Below are 15,977 nucleotides of genomic sequence, written 5' to 3' on the forward strand. Positions count from 1 at the left end.
AGCCCCTCAATCGTAGAGCGCCGGGCGCGCCGGCAGCGAGATGTCCACGATCTTGCCGGTCTCCTGCGCCTCGACGCAGGCATCGGACGAGATCGCCGCGACGTAGCCGTCCCATGCGGACGGGCCGCCGGTGGTGCCGCCGGGCACGCGATCGACGAAGTCCTGAAGCTCGGCGTCGAAGGCGGATTTGAACCGGTCCTTCCAGTCGGTCAGGATCGACTGACCCAGGCGCGCCTCCTTGCGTGTGGCGATGGCCATCGGCTCGGGCAGGTTCGCGACCCCCTCCTCGGCGACGATCTGGCACTGGATGTCATATCCGTAGCGGCAGTTGACGAAGATCTCGCAGTCGATCCGCACCCCTTTCGAGGTCTCGAGCAGCACGATCTGCGGGTCCGCGACCTTGGCATGGGCGTGCTTTGTCTTGCGCGGAAAGATGACCTGCGCCGAGACGAAATCGTCGTCCAGAAGCCAGCGGAACGTGTCGATCTCGTGGATGAAGGTGTCGTGGATCGCCATCGGCGTCACGTATTGCTCGGGCACGGCCGGATTGCGGTGGCAGGAATGGATCATGAGCGGTTCGCCCAGCCCTTCCTCCATCGTGCGCTTGAGCATGTTGTAACCCTGGTCGAAGCGACGCATGAAGCCGACCTGAACCAGGCGCTTGCCGCCCTTCACCTCGGCATCGACGATGCCTTTCGCGGCCTCGGCGGTCGTGGCCAGCGGCTTCTCGCAGAACACCGGCTTGCCGGCCGCGATCGCCGCCAGAACATATTGCTCGTGCGTGGAACCGGTCGAGCAGACAAGCACGGCGTCGATGTCGTCCGACGCGATCAGCGCCTCGCCACTATCGAAGATTTGCGCGTTCGGCGCGTGCGCGCCCTTGAGCTTTTCGGCGTTAGCAGGCGCGTAGTCGTACAGACCCACGACCTCGGCGCCGGTCAGGACCTCCTGGATGCGGCGGGTATGGTCGGTGCCGATCATGCCGGTGCCGATGACACCGATGCGGACAAGCCGGGTGCCGGTGTCGGCCGAGATGGTCTGAGAAATGGTCATTCCGTGATCCTCAGTTGAAATGCTTGTCGATGAGGCGCTGCATCTCTGCGCGCATGAACTTGCCGCTCTCGTCGGCCTTCTCTTCCCAGGCGAAGACGCAGGCGGTCATGATCCCGTCGAAACCGATTTCGGCGAGAGTCTTGTAGAAATCGTCCCACGGCACCTCGCCCTGACCGATGTTCAGGTGCTGGTGGACGCGCGCAGACGAGCCGGGCGGATTGATGATGTAGCGAAGGCCCGAGCTGGCCTTGTGATTGAACGTGTCCGCGATGTGGACATGTGCGAGCACGTCGGCGCATTCACGCAGCATCGCCACGGTGTCGTCGCCGAAATAGAAGGTGTGCGGCGTGCAGTAGAGAAAGCGCACGTTCTTCGAACTCACCGTGCGGATCAGGTCCACCGACGGCTGCAACGTCTCGACCCAGTCCTCGGGATGGGGTTCGATATTGAGTTGGATGCCCTCCTTCTCCAGGACCGGCACCAGTTCCTCCATTGATCGCCACCACGCGTCCTCACAGGCCTCGATCATGCTGCCGGTGCGGCAGCAGTAGCAGGTGCCCTTGTCAGGATGAGGGCCACGGCCGAATTCGCTGTTCATCGTGTCGACGCCCATTTCCACGGCGATCTCGATGGCGCGTTTCCAGTGGCGGACGGCTGCCTTCCGTTCCTCCTCGTCGTTCGAGGCCCAGCGATACATGGGCAAGAGCGTCGCGACCTCTACTTGGGCGTCGGATAGCGCCTTCTTGAACCGCTTGATGCGGTCAGGGAACACGCGCGGCGCCTTGAACCATTCGAGAAAATCTGCGCGCGGGCTGAGTTCGATATGTTCATAGCCAAGCTCGGCCACCTTCGAAGGCAGCTCCTCGAGGCTGAGGTGGCGGTGCATGAACGGGTCGAGGGCGATCTTCATTTCGGGTGCCTCCAGGGTGCAGGCGGCCATTGGCAGGGCGCAGGGTCTTGCCGCGGGCGGGTGGTCAGGCCGACCGGACATCTCGGTCCGGCCGTTGAGGTGAAATCAGGCGGCGTCCGCGTATTCCGGCTGCGTCTTGGCGCCGGTGATGTAGGCGACCACGTCCTGGCCGTCGGTCTCTTTCTTGCGGAGGTTCGCGACGACGCGGCCGCGCCGCCAGACGACGATCCGGTCGCAGAGATCCATCACCTGCCGCATGTTGTGGCTGATGAGGATGAGCGGCTCGCCCTGCTCCCTCAGCGTGCGGATGATATTTTCCACCTGCGCGGTCTCCTGCACGCCGAGCGCTGCAGTGGGCTCGTCCATGATGGTGAGCTTCGAGTGAAAAGTGGCCGTCCGGGCGATGGCCACACATTGCCGCTGACCACCGGACATGTTCTGGATCGTGTTCGACAGGTTCGGGATCTTCACGCCCGTCTTTTCCAACCCCTGCCGCGTCGCCTCGCGCATGCCCTTGTAGTCGAGCGCCCGGAAAGGCCCGAGCCAGTTCCAAAACGTCTTTTCGCGGCCAAGAAAGAGGTTGTCCGGCACGTCGAGATGATCGGCGAGCGCGAGCGTCTGGAACACCGTCTCGATGCCGGCCTCGCGGGCTGCCAGAGGACCATCGAACTCGACATATTGTCCGTCGAACCAGACTTTGCCGGCCGTTCTCTGTTCCACCGCGGTGATCTGGCGCACGAAGGTGGATTTCCCCGCCCCATTGTCGCCCATGATCGCCACATGCTCGCCCTTTCGGATCTCGAAGTTGCAGTCGACCAAGGCGTGGACGCCGCCATAGTACTTGGTCAGGCCCTCGGTTTTCAGGATAACGTCGCCAAGGGGCTGTTCCGAATACGGGGCCTCTGCCCCGGCAAGATTGGTCTGGATGTCGCTGGCCATATCGTCCTCCCTTATCTACGAGCCGCGGAACGGCGCTGCCGCCACTGGTCCAGGACCACGGCACCGACGATGATCGCGCCCTTGACCATTTCCTGGTAGTAGGCGTCGAGCCTGAGAAACGTGAACCCGGAGATGATGACGCCGAAGATCAGCGCTCCGAGAACGGTGCCGGGGATCGAGCCGCGCCCCCCTGACAGCGACACGCCTCCGATGACGGCCATCGCGATGGCGTCCAGTTCGTACATCGTGCCCATACCAGCCTGCGCGGTCAGGTTCTTGGAACTCAGGACCAGCGCGGCAACCCCGGCAAGAAGTCCTGCGATCGTGTACACCAGCACCTTGTGGCGGGCGACCTTGATGCCGGACATCCGCGCCGCGGCCTCGTTCGACCCGATCGCATATGTGTGCTTACCGTAGACGGTGTATCGCAGAAGCAGGTGGAACAGCATGGCGAGGAGGATGAAGATGACGACCGGCATCATGCCCGCGCCGATCTCGGCGTAACTCTCCGTGGGGAAGGAGACCGGCTGGCCGGCGGTCCACCACTTCGCCACACCGCGCGCAGAAACCATCATGCCGAGCGTGGCGATAAAGGGCGGGATACCGGTATAGGCGATGAGCAACCCGTTGATTGCCCCGGCGATCAGTCCGCAGATGATGCCAACGAAGAGCGGGACGATGATCGGGAGGTCGACGAGACCCTGATCGAAGAAGACGGCCCGCGTGTTTTCGAGGCCGTTGATTTCGCTGACCTGCGCGAAGCTCATGGCGATCATCGCGGTGGCTCCGACCACCGAGCCGGACGACAGGTCGATCCCGCCGGTGATGATCACCTGGGTGACCCCGAGCGCGATGATGCCGATGATCGACACCTGAAGAATGATGATCTCCAGTCGCGCCTGGTTGAAGATGCCGCTCACGTTCTCGCGCGTGTTGAACAGGAAGCTGTCGTTCATGAGCAATCGTCCGAGAAGCTCGAAAACGATGACGATCAGAACCAGGGCGATCGCGACCCCGGCTTCGGGCGGCAGGCTGCGCTTCGAAATGTCGAAGGTCAGGCCGCCGGTTCCATGCGACGAGTCGGCCATTTGGCGGATTTTACTCCCTTGAAGGAACTTCGGAATGCTCGGCTCTCCGGGACGTGACTAAACGCTGTCCCGGAGCCCTGCGCGGCAGTCAGTTCTTGCTGGTGAACTCTGTCATGTTTTCCGGCGTGACGAGCTGGAACGGAACATAGACCTTCTGGTCCACGTCCTCTCCGCGGGCCAGCTTCAGCGCCGCGTCGAGCGCGCCTGCGCCTTGGCCCGCAGCATCCTGAAAAACGCTGACATCGAGTTCACCGGCGGCCATGGCCAGAAGTGCGTCCTGGGTCGCGTCGATGCCGCCGACCACCACATCCTCCATCGCGATGCCGGACGCCTTCATGGCCTGAATGGCGCCGATCGCCATCTCGTCATTGTTCGAGATGAGGGCATCGAAGGGCTCGCCGGTCGAGAGCCAGTTGGTCATCAGATCCTGCGCCTCGTCGCGCGACCAGTTGGCGGTCTGCCGGTCGATGACGTTCAGTTCGACGGCGCATTGATCGTTGGCGATCACGTCGTCAATGTCCTGGGTGCGCTGAACGGCAGCCTGGTTAGAAAGCTCACCCATCATGATGTAAACGTTCGCCGGATCCTTGCCCGCAGCGGCGAGGATATCGCAGATCTCGACGGTCTCGAGCGTGCCGGATTCGCGCTCGTCGGAAGCGACGAAGGCCTGGTTGTCGGGTAGCGTGTCCACGTTGACTGGCTGGCGGTTCACGTAGACGAGCGGAATGCCTGCCTGTTCGGCCGCGTCGGACATCGCCTGTGTGGCGGAGGTATCGACCGGATTGACGATGATCGCGTCGACGCCCGAGGCGACGAAGTTCTTGATCTGGTCGAGTTGGCGCGCCACGTCGTTCTGAGCGTCCTCGACCTGAATATCGACGCCATCCATCGCCTCGGCCTGCTCGATCATGCCGTTGCGCAGAACGGTCAGGAAGTTGTCGTCGAACAGCGCCATCGAGACGCCGATCGTTTCTGCCATGGCAGATGTGGACATCAGGGTCGCCAGCGTGGTGGCGGCGAAAAGCTTCTTCATCTCGGGGTCTCCTCCCACGTGTGGTGTCCAGCCGATTTTCCCGATCGGCCGGGTTCGCCGCTCAAACGGCAAGTTAAGTGCTTTGGAGGCGGATGGCCCTCAGGTCGGAGCGGAGCTTGTCCTCACCAGTTCAGCGACCCGCAACCGCATCGTCAGACGCGGTCCTGTCGCGGGCTCCTCCCCCTTGCCCGTGGGTTCAGCCCCACGCCTCCTTAGCACGGGCATTCATGACACTAGGGAGAAGATTCGGTCAATCATAACGATGTATTTTACATCATTTATGCCGTATTTTTCAACCGCCTATATGATGTAATAAAATCAAGTCGCTCAGATCGATTCCGGCAAATAGAGCCTGGGTTCCAGGAAGTGCTGGCCGGGGGTCTCGGAAGACCCTGTGCGCACCGCGTTGAACATCATCTCGACCAGGTCGGCACAAAGCTGCGCGAGGGGCGTCGCAATGACCATCGTGACATAGCCGTCCACCAGTCCGGCGCGGCTTTCCTCGGTCAGTTCGTTCACCACGAGAGACACCTTCCCAGGAGGACAAACCTCGCGCAGGGCCGCGATGGCACCCTCCATCCCGCCGCCGGCCACGTAGATTCCACGCAGATCGGAATGGCGCGCGAGAAGGTCGATGGTCGCTTCGTGGGTGACGGTGCGCGTCTCGAGGTTCACGAGCGTGTCGACGACGGCGAAATCGGGCGCGCTTTCGCGCAGATAGCTACGGAACCCAGTCTCGCGCAGTTGATGGCCGTGCCAGCGGCTGCCGCCGACGAAGACGGCAACCTTGCCCGGCTCGCTCTGAGTATGACTAATAAGCCACGCGGCGATCCGGCCGACCTGCATGTTGTTGAGCCCGAGATAATTCGCGCGGACGCCTTGGGCGAAATCGTTCAGCAGGGCAAAGCAGGGAATTCCCTGACCTTGCAGACGCTGGACCTCGCGATTGATGTTCTGGTGATTGACGGCGGAACTCGCCAGCGCATCGACCTCCCCGGATATCGCGTCGATTTCCTGCAGGAAGCTTTCCGGGTTCTGGTCGGCGGCGAAGCGGACAAGGGCTTTGCCGTGGATATCGCGGCGATTTGCGACCGCCTGTTCGATCTCGCGCGCGAAATTCCGATAGAATTCCTGCTTCCCTTTGTGCAGCACGAAACCAAACGTCATCTTCGGCATGGTCGGAACGAGCCGCTGATCGATGAGACCCGTTGCGTGGTACCCGATCCTGTGCGCTGCGTTGGCAACCTTGCGCACCGTCTCCTCGCGCACCTGCACCCGTCCGTTGAGGACGCGGTCCACCGTGGCGGTGCTTACGCCGGCTTCGGCAGCGATGTCCTTGATGGTCGGTCTTGATGACATTCAATCACTCCTGATGCAAAAGCAGCTTAGTGCTGATGCGGAGAGAGCCGCAAGGAAAACAGGTCGCTCGGTCAGCAATTTTCGCATGTGTGGATGCAGACGGGCGTGATCGTGGTCTCGGGGCCGGTCTCGAGGCGTCCGAAACGTTCGGCCAGCGCCTCGAGGGCAATGCGCAACTCGAGTTCGGGGTTCTGATCTATGATCGCATCGATGGCGCCGGCGCGCAGCAGGCGGCGACGATCCTCGGTCAGCCCGTGCGTGATGAAGACGCGGCGGCCCCGATCCTGCACACGGGCCAGCGCCTCGGCGATCTCGGCAGCATCCGCCGAGGCGTTGTAGATACCGCGGAGATCCGGATGTCGCGAGAGCGTCCGCGCCACAAGCAGCCCGGCCTTCTCGCCGTTCTCTCCGCTTTCGACCTCCCCAACGATCTGGATTGCGGAAAAGCCCTCGGCGATTGCGGCCCGAAAGCCTTCACGCCGCTGTCTCTGCCCGACCATGAGGCTCATCCCGGCGACGACAAGCACTTTGCCGCCCTCACGGCTCAGGAACCGGCCCATCAGGTGTCCGGCAAGCATCCCGGCGCGGTAGTCGTCCGGTCCTACGTGGATATGGAGCACGTCTGGTCCGAAATCCGTGGCGAGCGCGACCACGGGCTTGTCCGTCGCCGCAAAGCCGCGAAGGGCAACGACGATCTCGGGATCTTCGGCTGCGCAGATGATCAAGGCGTCGAAGCGGCCGGCGATTTCTCGGATCGTCCGCGCCGTGCAGTTCGGTGCGCCAGGATCGACATGCAGCACCGAAAACTCGAAGTTGAACGGATTTGGACCCCGGTTATGGCACTCGGCCGCCTCGGCCAACGCCGCGTGAAACGGATTCGACGGCGGCTGCACGAAGATACCGATGCGGAGCGTGCGCGCGGCGCGGAAATCGAGCGCACGGTCGAGCTTCAGACGCCGCGCCGCGAGCACCACGCGCTGCTCCTTCTCGGGCGCGACGCCGCCGCGATTGTTCAGCACCCTGTCCACGGTCGCCAGCGACGCGCCTACCTCCCGGGCGACATCGCGCGCGGTCGCCTTCGATCTCATGACGCCTCGCTTCATGAGATTTCATCAATGCCGATGTATCGCCCCCACGACGGCAATCGTAAAGAGGCGACAGGTGGCTTTCGGAGGAGAACGGCCGCGACGAAGGGAGGACCCTCATGATCAAACTCGCCTGTTTCGGCGCGGGCCGCATCGGCCAGGTTCACGCGCTCAACGCCGCGGCATCGCCCGGCGCGAGCCTTTCCTATATCGTCGATCCGGTCGCGGGCCCGCACGCGGAAGAGATTGCAGCACGCACCGGTGCGAGTCTGACCGACGCCGATACCGTCTTCGCAGACGCCACGGTCGACGGCATCATCATCGCAAGCTCGACCGACAGTCACGCCCCGCTTCTTCTGCGCGCGGCCGAGGCGGGAAAGGCGGTGTTCTGCGAAAAGCCCGTCAGCCTCGATTTCGCGCAGGTGGCTGAAGCCACCCAATCGGTCGAAGCGACCGGCATCGCCTGCATGCTGGGCTTCCAGCGGCGCTACGACCCGAGCTTCCGGCAGGTGCGGGATCGCATCCTCAGTGGCGCGGCCGGCAGGCTCGAACATGTCGCGATGGTCTCCCGCGATCCGACGCCGCCGCCCGCCCCCTAGGCGACCTACCGGACCTTGATCGGTCTGCTGGCGGTGACCGGCATGCGGATCGGCGAGGCAATCGGCCTCGATCAGGGCGACTTCGACGCGAGCGGCGGCATGGTGACGATCCGGCACGGAAAGTTCGACAAGGCGCGTGCCTTGCCGCTGCACCCGACGGCCGTCGCAGCCCTCGACGCCTATCTGCGCCTCGATGACCGACCCCGTCCTGAGGGCCCGCCGGTCCTGCTGATCAGCTCGCGCGGCAAACGGCTGCGCTATGGAACCGTGCACTGGGTCTTCCACAAGCTCCTGCATCACTGCGCCATCGTTCCGCGTTCCGCAGTATGCCGACCCAGGATCCACGATCTTCGACACAGCTTCGCCGTCAGCACCATCGCAGACGACTACCGGACAGACGACCCGGCTCCCGCCTCGCGATCCTGTCCACCTATCTTGGTCATGCCGATCCCGGCGCCACCTACTGGTACCTGTCGGCCGCGCCAGAACTTCTGGCACTGGTCGGCGAAAGGCTCGAGCGCCACTTGGCGGGTGACGCATGACTACGCTCGCCACGACCCTACAGGCATTCTTCACCGACCGCCTCATCCGCCAGCGCCAGGTCAGCCCGAACACGGTTCAAGCCTATCGCGACACGCTGCGGTTGCTCCTGGTCTTCGCGTCGGAGCGGCACGGCAAGGCACCGGGAAAGCTCGACATCGACGATCTCGATGCGCTCCTGATCGGCGCTTTCCTCGACCATCTGGAGCGAGAACGACAGAACGGGGTGCGCACCCGCAACGCAAGACTGGCCGCGATCCGCTCCCTGTTCCGCTACGCCGCCCTGCGCCATCCCGAACACGCCGCAACCATCGAACGGGTGCTGGCAATCCCGCCGAAACGCTTCGAGCGACGGCTGGTGACCTGGCTGACCGAGGCAGAGATCGACGCCCTGCTGGCCGCGCCGGACCGGGCGACCTGGACCGGGCGGCGCGACACGGCGCTCATCGGCCTCGCCGTCCAGACGGGCCTTCGGGCGTCCGAACTGATCGGGCTCAATTGCTCCGACCTCCATCTCGGGGCCGGCGCGCATGTCAGCTGCACCGGCAAGGGGCGAAAGCAGCGGATCACGCCGCTCACCTCGGGCACCGTCGCCGTCTTGCGAATCTGGATCGCCGAGCGCGCAGGCGGGCCCGTGGACTCGCTGTTCCCGACACGCACCGGACGCACCCTCAGCCGCGATGCGGTTGAGAGCCGGCTGGCCAAGTATGTCGCGGACGCAACGGCGGTCTGTCCGTCTCTGGCGCACAAGCGGGTGACCATGCATGTGCTGCGGCATTCCGCAGCAATGCGCCTGCTGCGCGCCGGGATCGACACCTCGGTGATCGCGCTCTGGCTTGGTCACGAACAAATCGAAACGACCCAGATCTACTTGCACGCGGATCTGCAGAGCAAGGAACGCACTATCGAAAGGACGACCCCAATCACGGCGAAACCCGGCCGCTTCCGGCCAACAGACAAACTCCTCGCCTTCCTCGAAGCCGTCTGATTATGCCGAGCCCTTCACAGCGAACTCCTACAGAAACAACAGCTTACAGATCTACATCGGCATAATCCGGGCATCGGCATAAATCGCACACGGTCCGAGGCGCGATGGCCGGGCGCTGAAGAAGAAGCTCGGACTCGAGGTGACGTCGGAGAAGGTCGAGGATCGCCGCTCTTCTCTACGAGCTCTCTCAGGTCCGTCACGGGTTTGGTCATCGGGGTCATCCCTCGGTTCAGGTTGGCCGTCGCAACCCGACCCTACCGACAAACCCGATGGCCGCCTCAGATACACCACGCCTTGGACATGACCGATGTCTCGTTGGCCGATCAGCCTTTCTCATTCAACCGAGAGTCGAACGTGTGCCGGCCGCTGGCATGGGGCGGGACATGCTCGATCCCCGCCTTCTCGACCACGTCCTTCAGATGCCAGATGCTTTCCTTCGGGCGGAACCCGAACACGCGCCCGTCACGCAGGCGATCCCCAGACCTTTCGGTCATCAGATACATGCGCCCATCCCCTGGCCCCGCCATGACGTGGTGGCAGCGGCGAACAGCTTGGTGTCGGAAAGTGTGATCTTCATTGCTTGGTCTCCTTCGCAATCGTGCACAGCGCACGACGAAACAGCCCGCCCCCTCGCAGGGGCGGGCTGCTCCATGATGTGCTGTCGTTGGTGAGGCTAGAGGAACAGCTTGGCGAAGGCGACGATTGCCAGCGTCCCCCCGCTGGCCACGACCCATACATACCAGCGGGCCTCGGCCTTGTAATTGCGGGCCTCGCCCAAAAGCTTGTCTATTTCCGCAAGCTGCCGGTCATAGGCCGAGATCTGCTGCTGCGCATCAGTCGGCGGAACTCTCTCACTCATGTGTGTGGCCTCCTTTCCCTGCCAGTGTAGCATCCTTGGCGAGCCTGTCCACTTCGGCCCATGACATGACCGCTTGGCCTCGCCAGTTGACCCAGTTGCCTGTCATCACGGCACCGGGCAAGTGCTCCAGCGCATGGCGCTGGAAGCTGTTCGGTATCTGCCCGCGCATCAGCCCGCCCTCTCGACGGTGATGCTGACGCTCTTGTCCTTGCTCCACGTCCCCAGGAAGATGATGCGCAGGCAGGCGGCAACGTCGATGTCGTCCCCGTCCATCACGTCCTCGCCAGTGGACCACGGCAACTGGCCCATGGTTCCCGCGCTGATCGCCGCCTAGTTCGGCCGGCAAATCACCACCGCAGAGCAGAAGGAACGCCGCATGGCCCGCGCCCTCTGCCACGCCGCCAAGGCATTATGCGCCCCGACCCCGTGATCCCAACGCCCCATGCTAGCGAATCGCGTTATCGCTGAACCTGCCTCCGGCTCAAGACGGCCTTCCAAAATCTGAAAAGGATATACTGACAGACAGCCATGGACGGGTCGCATCTCGCCTGATATTGCCAGTTTTTGCCAATCACCCCGCCATTATCGACAAAAAGAGACATCCTACAAACACCTTTAGGTGTCCACGCATTTGGGTATATGTTTTATATCGTCTTGTTTCAGAAATAAAAAGGCGGTCCTGCAGATCCTTGTTGCTCCCGACGACCTTGCGTCAGCGGGGCCAACCTTGCCTCGATCTGCAACGGCGTCAATGCGTCCAGGGCGCGCGGCGGTCTGTCGCGAAATTTTCGCCGTAGCCGCGCGGGCGGATGTTGGGCGCGCGTTTCTGAGGCTCATGAACGACGTAATCGAGGCCCTTGTCGCGGGCATAATCCTCGGCCTGTTTGCGGGTCTGGAAGCGCAGGCGAACCTGGCTCTGGGTGTCGTCGCTGCTGGTCCAGCCCATCAGCGGGTCGATCTCGCGCGGGTCGGCCTGCGGAAATTCCAGCACCCATCCCCTGCTGCGCGATCCCGATTGCATCGCGTTGCGGGAAGGCTGGTAGATACGGACGCGCATGGATCGAACCTTTCCGGCGACATGTCTTTCGCCGCTTATCGCCAATGCGCCGCCCCGGATCAAGCCCTGCGACGCACCGCGATCCGCGCGGGCGTCGGCGCATCGGGGGCGGTGCGCAGGGACAGTCCCATCCGCGCCACGCGGGCACCGAAGAGATTGCCTCGGGCCGCGACATCCGGCGCATGGAAGATCACCCATTGCACCCGGGAAGGCCGGCCTGGCCATCGCGCCGCAGAAGCAATCCACGATCATGCCGTGCCAGCCCCTTCGGACCTGCCCTTGCGAAAGGGCGGATGCGGCCCGTCAGGGCGCGGCATTCCCAGGGTGGAAGGGCGCGGTCATCTGGGCGCTCTTGTCCCGCTTGTCGTAGATGCAGATCATCCGGTCCGTTCCGGTTTCGTAGGCCACCGTGACCAGCGCCGCGCCATAGCTTTCCGACCCGAACGGGTTGACCTCGATCGCGACGTCGGCGCCTTCCGGGGCATCGACAAGCGCCCTGCAGGCATCGCGGACATCGGTGCGGAATTCGTCCCAGGCTTCGTCCGAAGACGCCATTACCAGAGTGGGCGCCACGATGGCCGCGGCAGTCGTCAGGATCGTGAACATTCGCATCGGCTTTCCCTTGCTGTCATCCTCTTGCCAACGCCGCCGGGGATGCGGCGTTCTCACCCGAAACAGCCATCGTCTTGCTGCCCATGGCACCGCCCCGTCACGCCACCCCGCCTGACATTCCTGCACCGCAGGGCCGGGATCCGACTCCAGTTCGTCGATCCAAAGGGTCGCAGCGGCGGCGCGGCATCTATCCCGGCCTCAGCGCCGCCGCTTCGATCGCTTGTTTCCGCCGCGTTGGCCGGCGCGGCCGGCGGTCGAACGGCCGGACGAGCCGACGGCTGCGGCAGCCGCCTCTTCGATGACGGATTGACGCGCAAGCGGATCGTCCGAGATCGCCAGATCGACCGCCTCGAGTCGCTTGACCTCGTCGCGCAGACGCGCGGCTTCCTCGAATTCCAGGTTCTCGGCCGCCTTGCGCATCTGCGTCCGCAGCGCCTCCAGATGGGTCCGAAGATTGGCGCCGACCATCGGCTTGTCGACTTTGGTCGTGATACGCGACTGATCGGTATCGCCCTGCCACAGCCCGGCCAGAACATCCTCGACATTCTTGCGCACGGTCTGGGGGGTGATGCCGTGTTTCTGATTATAGGCGATCTGTTTCTCGCGCCGCCGCTCGGTCTCGGCGATGGCGCGTTCCATGCTGCCGGTGATGCGGTCGGCATACATGATGACGCGGCCGTCGACATTCCGCGCCGCGCGCCCCGTGGTCTGGATCAGCGAGGTTTCCGAGCGCAGGAAGCCTTCCTTGTCGGCATCCAGGATCGCCACCAGCCCACATTCGGGAATGTCCAGCCCCTCGCGCAACAGGTTGATGCCGATCAGCACGTCGAAAGCCCCGAGACGGAGGTCTCGCAGGATCTCGATCCGCTCGATCGTGTCGATGTCGCTGTGCATGTAGCGGACCTTGATACCCTGTTCGTGCAGGTATTCGGTCAGATCCTCGGCCATCCGCTTGGTCAGCGTGGTGACCAGCGTGCGATAGCCTGCCGCCGTGACCCGGCGCACCTCGTCCAGCAGATCGTCCACCTGCATCTCGACGGGCCGAATCTCGATCTGCGGGTCCAAGAGCCCGGTCGGGCGGATCACCTGTTCGGTGAAGACGCCGCCGGTCTGGTCCATCTCCCACGTTGCGGGGGTGGCGCTGACGAAGACCGATTGCGGGCGCATCGCGTCCCATTCCTCGAATTTCAGGGGCCGGTTGTCCATGCAGGATGGCAGGCGGAACCCGTGTTCGGCCAGGGTGAACTTGCGCCGGAAGTCGCCGCGATACATGCCGCCGATCTGCGGCACGCTGACATGGGATTCATCGGCGAAGACGATGGCATTGTCGGGGATGAATTCGAACAGGGTGGGCGGCGGTTCGCCCGGCGCGCGGCCGGTCAGGTAGCGGCTGTAATTCTCGATCCCGTTGCAGACGCCGGTCGCCTCGAGCATTTCCAGATCGAAATTGGTGCGCTGTTCCAGCCGCTGCGCCTCCAGCAGCTTGCCTTCGTCCTGAAGCTGCTTCAGGCGGTCGTGCAGCTCTTTCCTGATGCCCTTGATCGCCTGCTGCATGGTCGGGCGCGGGGTCACGTAGTGGCTGTTGGCATAGATCCGGATCTGGCGGAACGTGTCCGCCCTGGTCCCGGTCAGGGGGTCGAATTCGGTGATCGACTCCAACTCGTTACCGAAGAAATCGAACCGCCACGCGCGGTCTTCCAGGTGGGCGGGCCAGACCTCGACCACATCGCCGCGCACGCGAAAGCCGCCGCGCTGGAACGCCGCGTCCAGACGCCTGTATTGCTGCGCGACAAGCTGGCCCAGAAATTCGCGCTGGTCATAGCTTTCGCCGACCACCATGTCCTGCGTCATCGCCGAATAGGTCTCGACCGAGCCGATGCCGTAGATGCAACTGACCGACGCCACGATGATCACGTCGTCGCGTTCCAGAAGCGCGCGGGTGGCGCTGTGGCGCATGCGGTCGATCGCCTCGTTGATCTGCGATTCCTTTTCGATATAGGTATCGCTGCGCGCGACATAGGCTTCGGGCTGGTAGTAATCGTAGTAGCTGACGAAATACTCGACCGCGTTTTCGGGAAAGAAGCCCTTGAATTCGCCGTAAAGCTGCGCGGCCAGCGTCTTGTTCGGCGCCAGGATGATCGCCGGGCGCTGCGTCTCCTCGATCACCTTGGCCATGGTATAGGTCTTGCCGGTGCCCGTCGCACCCAGCAGCACCTGATCGCGTTCGCCCTCGGTCACGCCCCGCGCCAGTTCCGCGATCGCCGTCGGCTGATCGCCGGCGGGCCGGAATTCGCTGTGCATGACGAAACGCCTTCCGCCCTCGAGCTTGGGGCGGGTCACTTCGGGGAAACGCGCGACGGGCGCGCTGGTATTGTTGTGGCCCATGGACGACCCTTCCTGAGGCAGAGTCACAAGGTGTGGGCGCGGGCGCGAAAGTCAACCGGGGCGCGGATGGTTTGCATCAGGCGGGGGCTGTCCGCCCCCTCTTGGCCTGCGGCCAATTCACCCCCGCGGGTATTTGGACAACGAAGAAGCCGGGCCCCATCATCGTTTCAGACGGTCCGGTTGCAGTTCCGGCCAGCCATGGCCACCGTTCAGTTGATCCGCAAGGATTTCGGCGGTGACCGGCCCCAGGGTGAAGCCCTGATGGCCATGACCGAAATGCGCCCAGAGATTGGGCTGATCGGGGACGCGACCCACGACCGGAAGCATGTCGGGCATGCATGGGCGGCGGCCGGTCCAGGGTTCGGCCTCGACCGGGGCGCCGATGTCGAACAATTCCTTCGCGGCTTCTTCGCCGTGGCTCAATTGCGGCGGCAGCAGCCGGGGATGGCTGGTCAGTTCGGCGGCGGTCGCGATGCGCAGGCCGCGCCGCATCGGCGACATCACGACGGAATTGCCGAAATCCGCGATCGGGTGATGGGGCGGCGCATCCATGTGGTAGTGACGGTGATAGCCGCGCTTGTAGACCATCGGCACCTTCAGCCCGAAACGCGCCAGCATCATCGGCGACCAGGGTCCAAGCGCCACGACGGCGTGTTCACCTTCGCCCTCGTCGGCGATCCACGCCGCGCCCTTGCGGTGCAGATCGCCCGCGTCGCCATTGATGATCCGCCCGCCGCGCTTTTCGAACAGCGCCGCATAGCGCGCCACCAGCCCGCCGGGATCGGAACAGTTCCAGCTGTCGCTCCAGTGGGTGGCGCCTTCGACCGCGATCTTGATCGAGGGTTCCAGCGCCCGCAATTGGCGGCCGTCGAGCAATTTCGCCTCGACGCCGAATTCGGTCCGGAAACGTTCGGCCGCCTTGCGGGCCTTGTCCATCCGCCTGGGCGTGCGGTGGATCTCGATATAGCCGTCCCGGCGGATGATGTTGTCGGCGCCCGCGGCCGCGATCAGGGGGCCATGTCGGTCGGTCGATTGCCGGATCAGCCTGCCCCAGACCTGCGAGGCGCGCTTGTGGGCCGCGGGAAGCGAATTGCGGGCATAGGCCCAAACCGCGCCCGCTTGCGACAGCAATCCGGGAATGTTCCATTTGACGTCATAGCCCCGCCCCATCGCGATCTGGATCAATGCGCCGGGCGCCAGCGGCATCGCATAGGGTTCGACTGCCTCGGTCTGGATCAGGCCGGCATTGCCATAGCTTGTCTCGCGGCCCGGCGCGTTGCGGTCGACGATCATCACGTCGTGGCCGCGTTCCTGCAAAGCCAGCGCGGTGGTGACCCCGACCATGCCGGCGCCAAGAACCAGAATCTCGGACATGGTGGCTGCCTCCTCTTCGGGTTGACGCAAGCGATGCCCGATTTCGCCGCGGCACCGCAAGACATGTCGGGCGATCTTTGGCGACGGACCGGAACT

The 15,977-nt window shown here is 63.8% G+C and carries 17 protein-coding genes and 1 pseudogene; 3 read left to right on the forward strand and 15 right to left on the reverse strand.

The window, feature by feature from the left end; translation table 11 throughout:
* Positions 1–6 precede the first annotated feature (6 nt).
* The 7 genes from AC13CR_RS08480 to AC13CR_RS08510 all read right to left on the reverse strand — a co-directional run bounded on the left by AC13CR_RS08480 (position 7) and on the right by AC13CR_RS08510 (position 7,470).
* Positions 7–1,053 carry a Gfo/Idh/MocA family protein gene (locus AC13CR_RS08480; RefSeq protein WP_293013662.1) on the reverse strand — a complete coding sequence of 349 codons (1,047 nt, stop codon included), beginning with the start codon at positions 1,051–1,053 and terminating at the stop codon, positions 7–9.
* 10 nt (positions 1,054–1,063) lie between these two features.
* Complete coding sequence (locus AC13CR_RS08485; RefSeq protein WP_293013659.1) at positions 1,064–1,963, reverse strand: sugar phosphate isomerase/epimerase family protein; 900 nt, start codon at positions 1,961–1,963, stop codon at positions 1,064–1,066.
* A 105-nt stretch (positions 1,964–2,068) separates the two neighbouring features.
* Entirely contained in the window at positions 2,069–2,902 is an 834-nt protein-coding gene (locus tag AC13CR_RS08490; RefSeq protein WP_446233386.1) for an ATP-binding cassette domain-containing protein, read from the reverse strand.
* A gap of 11 nt (positions 2,903–2,913) precedes the next feature.
* Complete coding sequence (locus tag AC13CR_RS08495) at positions 2,914–3,990, reverse strand: ABC transporter permease (RefSeq protein WP_293767373.1); 1,077 nt, start codon at positions 3,988–3,990, stop codon at positions 2,914–2,916.
* Between the two features lie 88 nt (positions 3,991–4,078).
* Positions 4,079–5,023, reverse strand: coding sequence for a sugar ABC transporter substrate-binding protein (locus AC13CR_RS08500; protein WP_293013652.1), 945 nt, complete (start codon positions 5,021–5,023; stop codon positions 4,079–4,081).
* A 327-nt stretch (positions 5,024–5,350) separates the two neighbouring features.
* Positions 5,351–6,382 carry a LacI family DNA-binding transcriptional regulator gene (locus AC13CR_RS08505; RefSeq protein ID WP_293767371.1) on the reverse strand — a complete coding sequence of 344 codons (1,032 nt, stop codon included), beginning with the start codon at positions 6,380–6,382 and terminating at the stop codon, positions 5,351–5,353.
* 71 nt (positions 6,383–6,453) lie between these two features.
* Positions 6,454–7,470: a LacI family DNA-binding transcriptional regulator gene (locus AC13CR_RS08510; RefSeq protein WP_293767369.1), complete on the reverse strand. Its 1,017-nt coding sequence runs from the start codon at positions 7,468–7,470 to the stop codon at positions 6,454–6,456.
* 116 nt (positions 7,471–7,586) lie between these two features.
* On the opposite strand from AC13CR_RS08510, the gene AC13CR_RS08515 reads away from it, so the two are divergent.
* The 3 genes and pseudogenes from AC13CR_RS08515 to AC13CR_RS08525 all read left to right on the forward strand — a co-directional run bounded on the left by AC13CR_RS08515 (position 7,587) and on the right by AC13CR_RS08525 (position 9,594).
* Positions 7,587–8,066 (forward strand): Gfo/Idh/MocA family oxidoreductase, encoded by a 480-nt coding sequence (locus tag AC13CR_RS08515; RefSeq protein ID WP_293013643.1) that lies wholly within the window; start codon positions 7,587–7,589, stop codon positions 8,064–8,066.
* 15 nt (positions 8,067–8,081) lie between these two features.
* A pseudogene (locus tag AC13CR_RS08520) lies at positions 8,082–8,423 on the forward strand (tyrosine-type recombinase/integrase); the annotation flags it as partial.
* A 181-nt stretch (positions 8,424–8,604) separates the two neighbouring features.
* Positions 8,605–9,594, forward strand: a complete 990-nt coding sequence (locus tag AC13CR_RS08525; protein WP_446232323.1) for a tyrosine-type recombinase/integrase — start codon at positions 8,605–8,607, stop codon at positions 9,592–9,594.
* 323 nt (positions 9,595–9,917) lie between these two features.
* Here the strand turns inward: AC13CR_RS08525 and AC13CR_RS08530 are convergent, their stop codons facing one another.
* The 8 genes from AC13CR_RS08530 to AC13CR_RS08565 all read right to left on the reverse strand — a co-directional run bounded on the left by AC13CR_RS08530 (position 9,918) and on the right by AC13CR_RS08565 (position 15,881).
* Positions 9,918–10,097, reverse strand: a complete 180-nt coding sequence (locus tag AC13CR_RS08530; protein WP_446233346.1) for a site-specific integrase — start codon at positions 10,095–10,097, stop codon at positions 9,918–9,920.
* 170 nt (positions 10,098–10,267) lie between these two features.
* Positions 10,268–10,453, reverse strand: coding sequence for a hypothetical protein (locus AC13CR_RS08535; RefSeq protein ID WP_292950874.1), 186 nt, complete (start codon positions 10,451–10,453; stop codon positions 10,268–10,270).
* 168 nt (positions 10,454–10,621) lie between these two features.
* Positions 10,622–10,762 (reverse strand): hypothetical protein, encoded by a 141-nt coding sequence (locus AC13CR_RS08540; protein WP_292950872.1) that lies wholly within the window; start codon positions 10,760–10,762, stop codon positions 10,622–10,624.
* A gap of 439 nt (positions 10,763–11,201) precedes the next feature.
* Positions 11,202–11,510 (reverse strand): ETC complex I subunit, encoded by a 309-nt coding sequence (locus tag AC13CR_RS08545; protein WP_292950870.1) that lies wholly within the window; start codon positions 11,508–11,510, stop codon positions 11,202–11,204.
* 59 nt (positions 11,511–11,569) lie between these two features.
* Entirely contained in the window at positions 11,570–11,713 is a 144-nt protein-coding gene (locus tag AC13CR_RS08550) for a hypothetical protein (protein ID WP_292978659.1), read from the reverse strand.
* A 100-nt stretch (positions 11,714–11,813) separates the two neighbouring features.
* The gene (locus tag AC13CR_RS08555; RefSeq protein ID WP_292950868.1) at positions 11,814–12,122 is read right to left on the reverse strand and encodes a hypothetical protein; all 309 of its coding nucleotides are present in this window, start codon (positions 12,120–12,122) and stop codon (positions 11,814–11,816) included.
* 198 nt (positions 12,123–12,320) lie between these two features.
* The gene (gene uvrB, locus AC13CR_RS08560; RefSeq protein ID WP_292950866.1) at positions 12,321–14,507 is read right to left on the reverse strand and encodes an excinuclease ABC subunit UvrB; all 2,187 of its coding nucleotides are present in this window, start codon (positions 14,505–14,507) and stop codon (positions 12,321–12,323) included.
* Between the two features lie 159 nt (positions 14,508–14,666).
* A complete protein-coding gene (locus tag AC13CR_RS08565) occupies positions 14,667–15,881 on the reverse strand; it encodes an NAD(P)/FAD-dependent oxidoreductase (RefSeq protein ID WP_292950864.1) in 1,215 nt (404 codons plus the stop codon).
* Positions 15,882–15,977: the final 96 nt, after the last annotated feature.

Source organism: Paracoccus sp. L-17 (genome assembly GCF_056857655.1).

Bases quoted from the DNA above. Each gene is read 5' to 3' on its own strand.
- AC13CR_RS08500 (WP_293013652.1), bottom strand. From the start codon at position 5,023: ATGAAGAAGCTTTTCGCCGCCACCACGCTGGCGACCCTGATGTCCACA.
- uvrB (WP_292950866.1), bottom strand. From the start codon at position 14,507: ATGGGCCACAACAATACCAGCGCGCCCGTCGCGCGTTTCCCCGAAGTG.
- AC13CR_RS08535 (WP_292950874.1), bottom strand. From the start codon at position 10,453: ATGAGTGAGAGAGTTCCGCCGACTGATGCGCAGCAGCAGATCTCGGCC.
- AC13CR_RS08540 (WP_292950872.1), bottom strand. From the start codon at position 10,762: ATGGGCCAGTTGCCGTGGTCCACTGGCGAGGACGTGATGGACGGGGAC.
- AC13CR_RS08490 (WP_446233386.1), bottom strand. From the start codon at position 2,902: ATGGCCAGCGACATCCAGACCAATCTTGCCGGGGCAGAGGCCCCGTAT.
- AC13CR_RS08545 (WP_292950870.1), bottom strand. From the start codon at position 11,510: ATGCGCGTCCGTATCTACCAGCCTTCCCGCAACGCGATGCAATCGGGA.
- AC13CR_RS08495 (WP_293767373.1), bottom strand. From the start codon at position 3,990: ATGGCCGACTCGTCGCATGGAACCGGCGGCCTGACCTTCGACATTTCG.
- AC13CR_RS08555 (WP_292950868.1), bottom strand. From the start codon at position 12,122: ATGCGAATGTTCACGATCCTGACGACTGCCGCGGCCATCGTGGCGCCC.
- AC13CR_RS08505 (WP_293767371.1), bottom strand. From the start codon at position 6,382: ATGTCATCAAGACCGACCATCAAGGACATCGCTGCCGAAGCCGGCGTA.
- AC13CR_RS08480 (WP_293013662.1), bottom strand. From the start codon at position 1,053: ATGACCATTTCTCAGACCATCTCGGCCGACACCGGCACCCGGCTTGTC.
- AC13CR_RS08515 (WP_293013643.1), top strand. From the start codon at position 7,587: ATGATCAAACTCGCCTGTTTCGGCGCGGGCCGCATCGGCCAGGTTCAC.
- AC13CR_RS08485 (WP_293013659.1), bottom strand. From the start codon at position 1,963: ATGAAGATCGCCCTCGACCCGTTCATGCACCGCCACCTCAGCCTCGAG.
- AC13CR_RS08565 (WP_292950864.1), bottom strand. From the start codon at position 15,881: ATGTCCGAGATTCTGGTTCTTGGCGCCGGCATGGTCGGGGTCACCACC.
- AC13CR_RS08510 (WP_293767369.1), bottom strand. From the start codon at position 7,470: ATGAGATCGAAGGCGACCGCGCGCGATGTCGCCCGGGAGGTAGGCGCG.
- AC13CR_RS08525 (WP_446232323.1), top strand. From the start codon at position 8,605: ATGACTACGCTCGCCACGACCCTACAGGCATTCTTCACCGACCGCCTC.
- AC13CR_RS08530 (WP_446233346.1), bottom strand. From the start codon at position 10,097: ATGTATCTGATGACCGAAAGGTCTGGGGATCGCCTGCGTGACGGGCGC.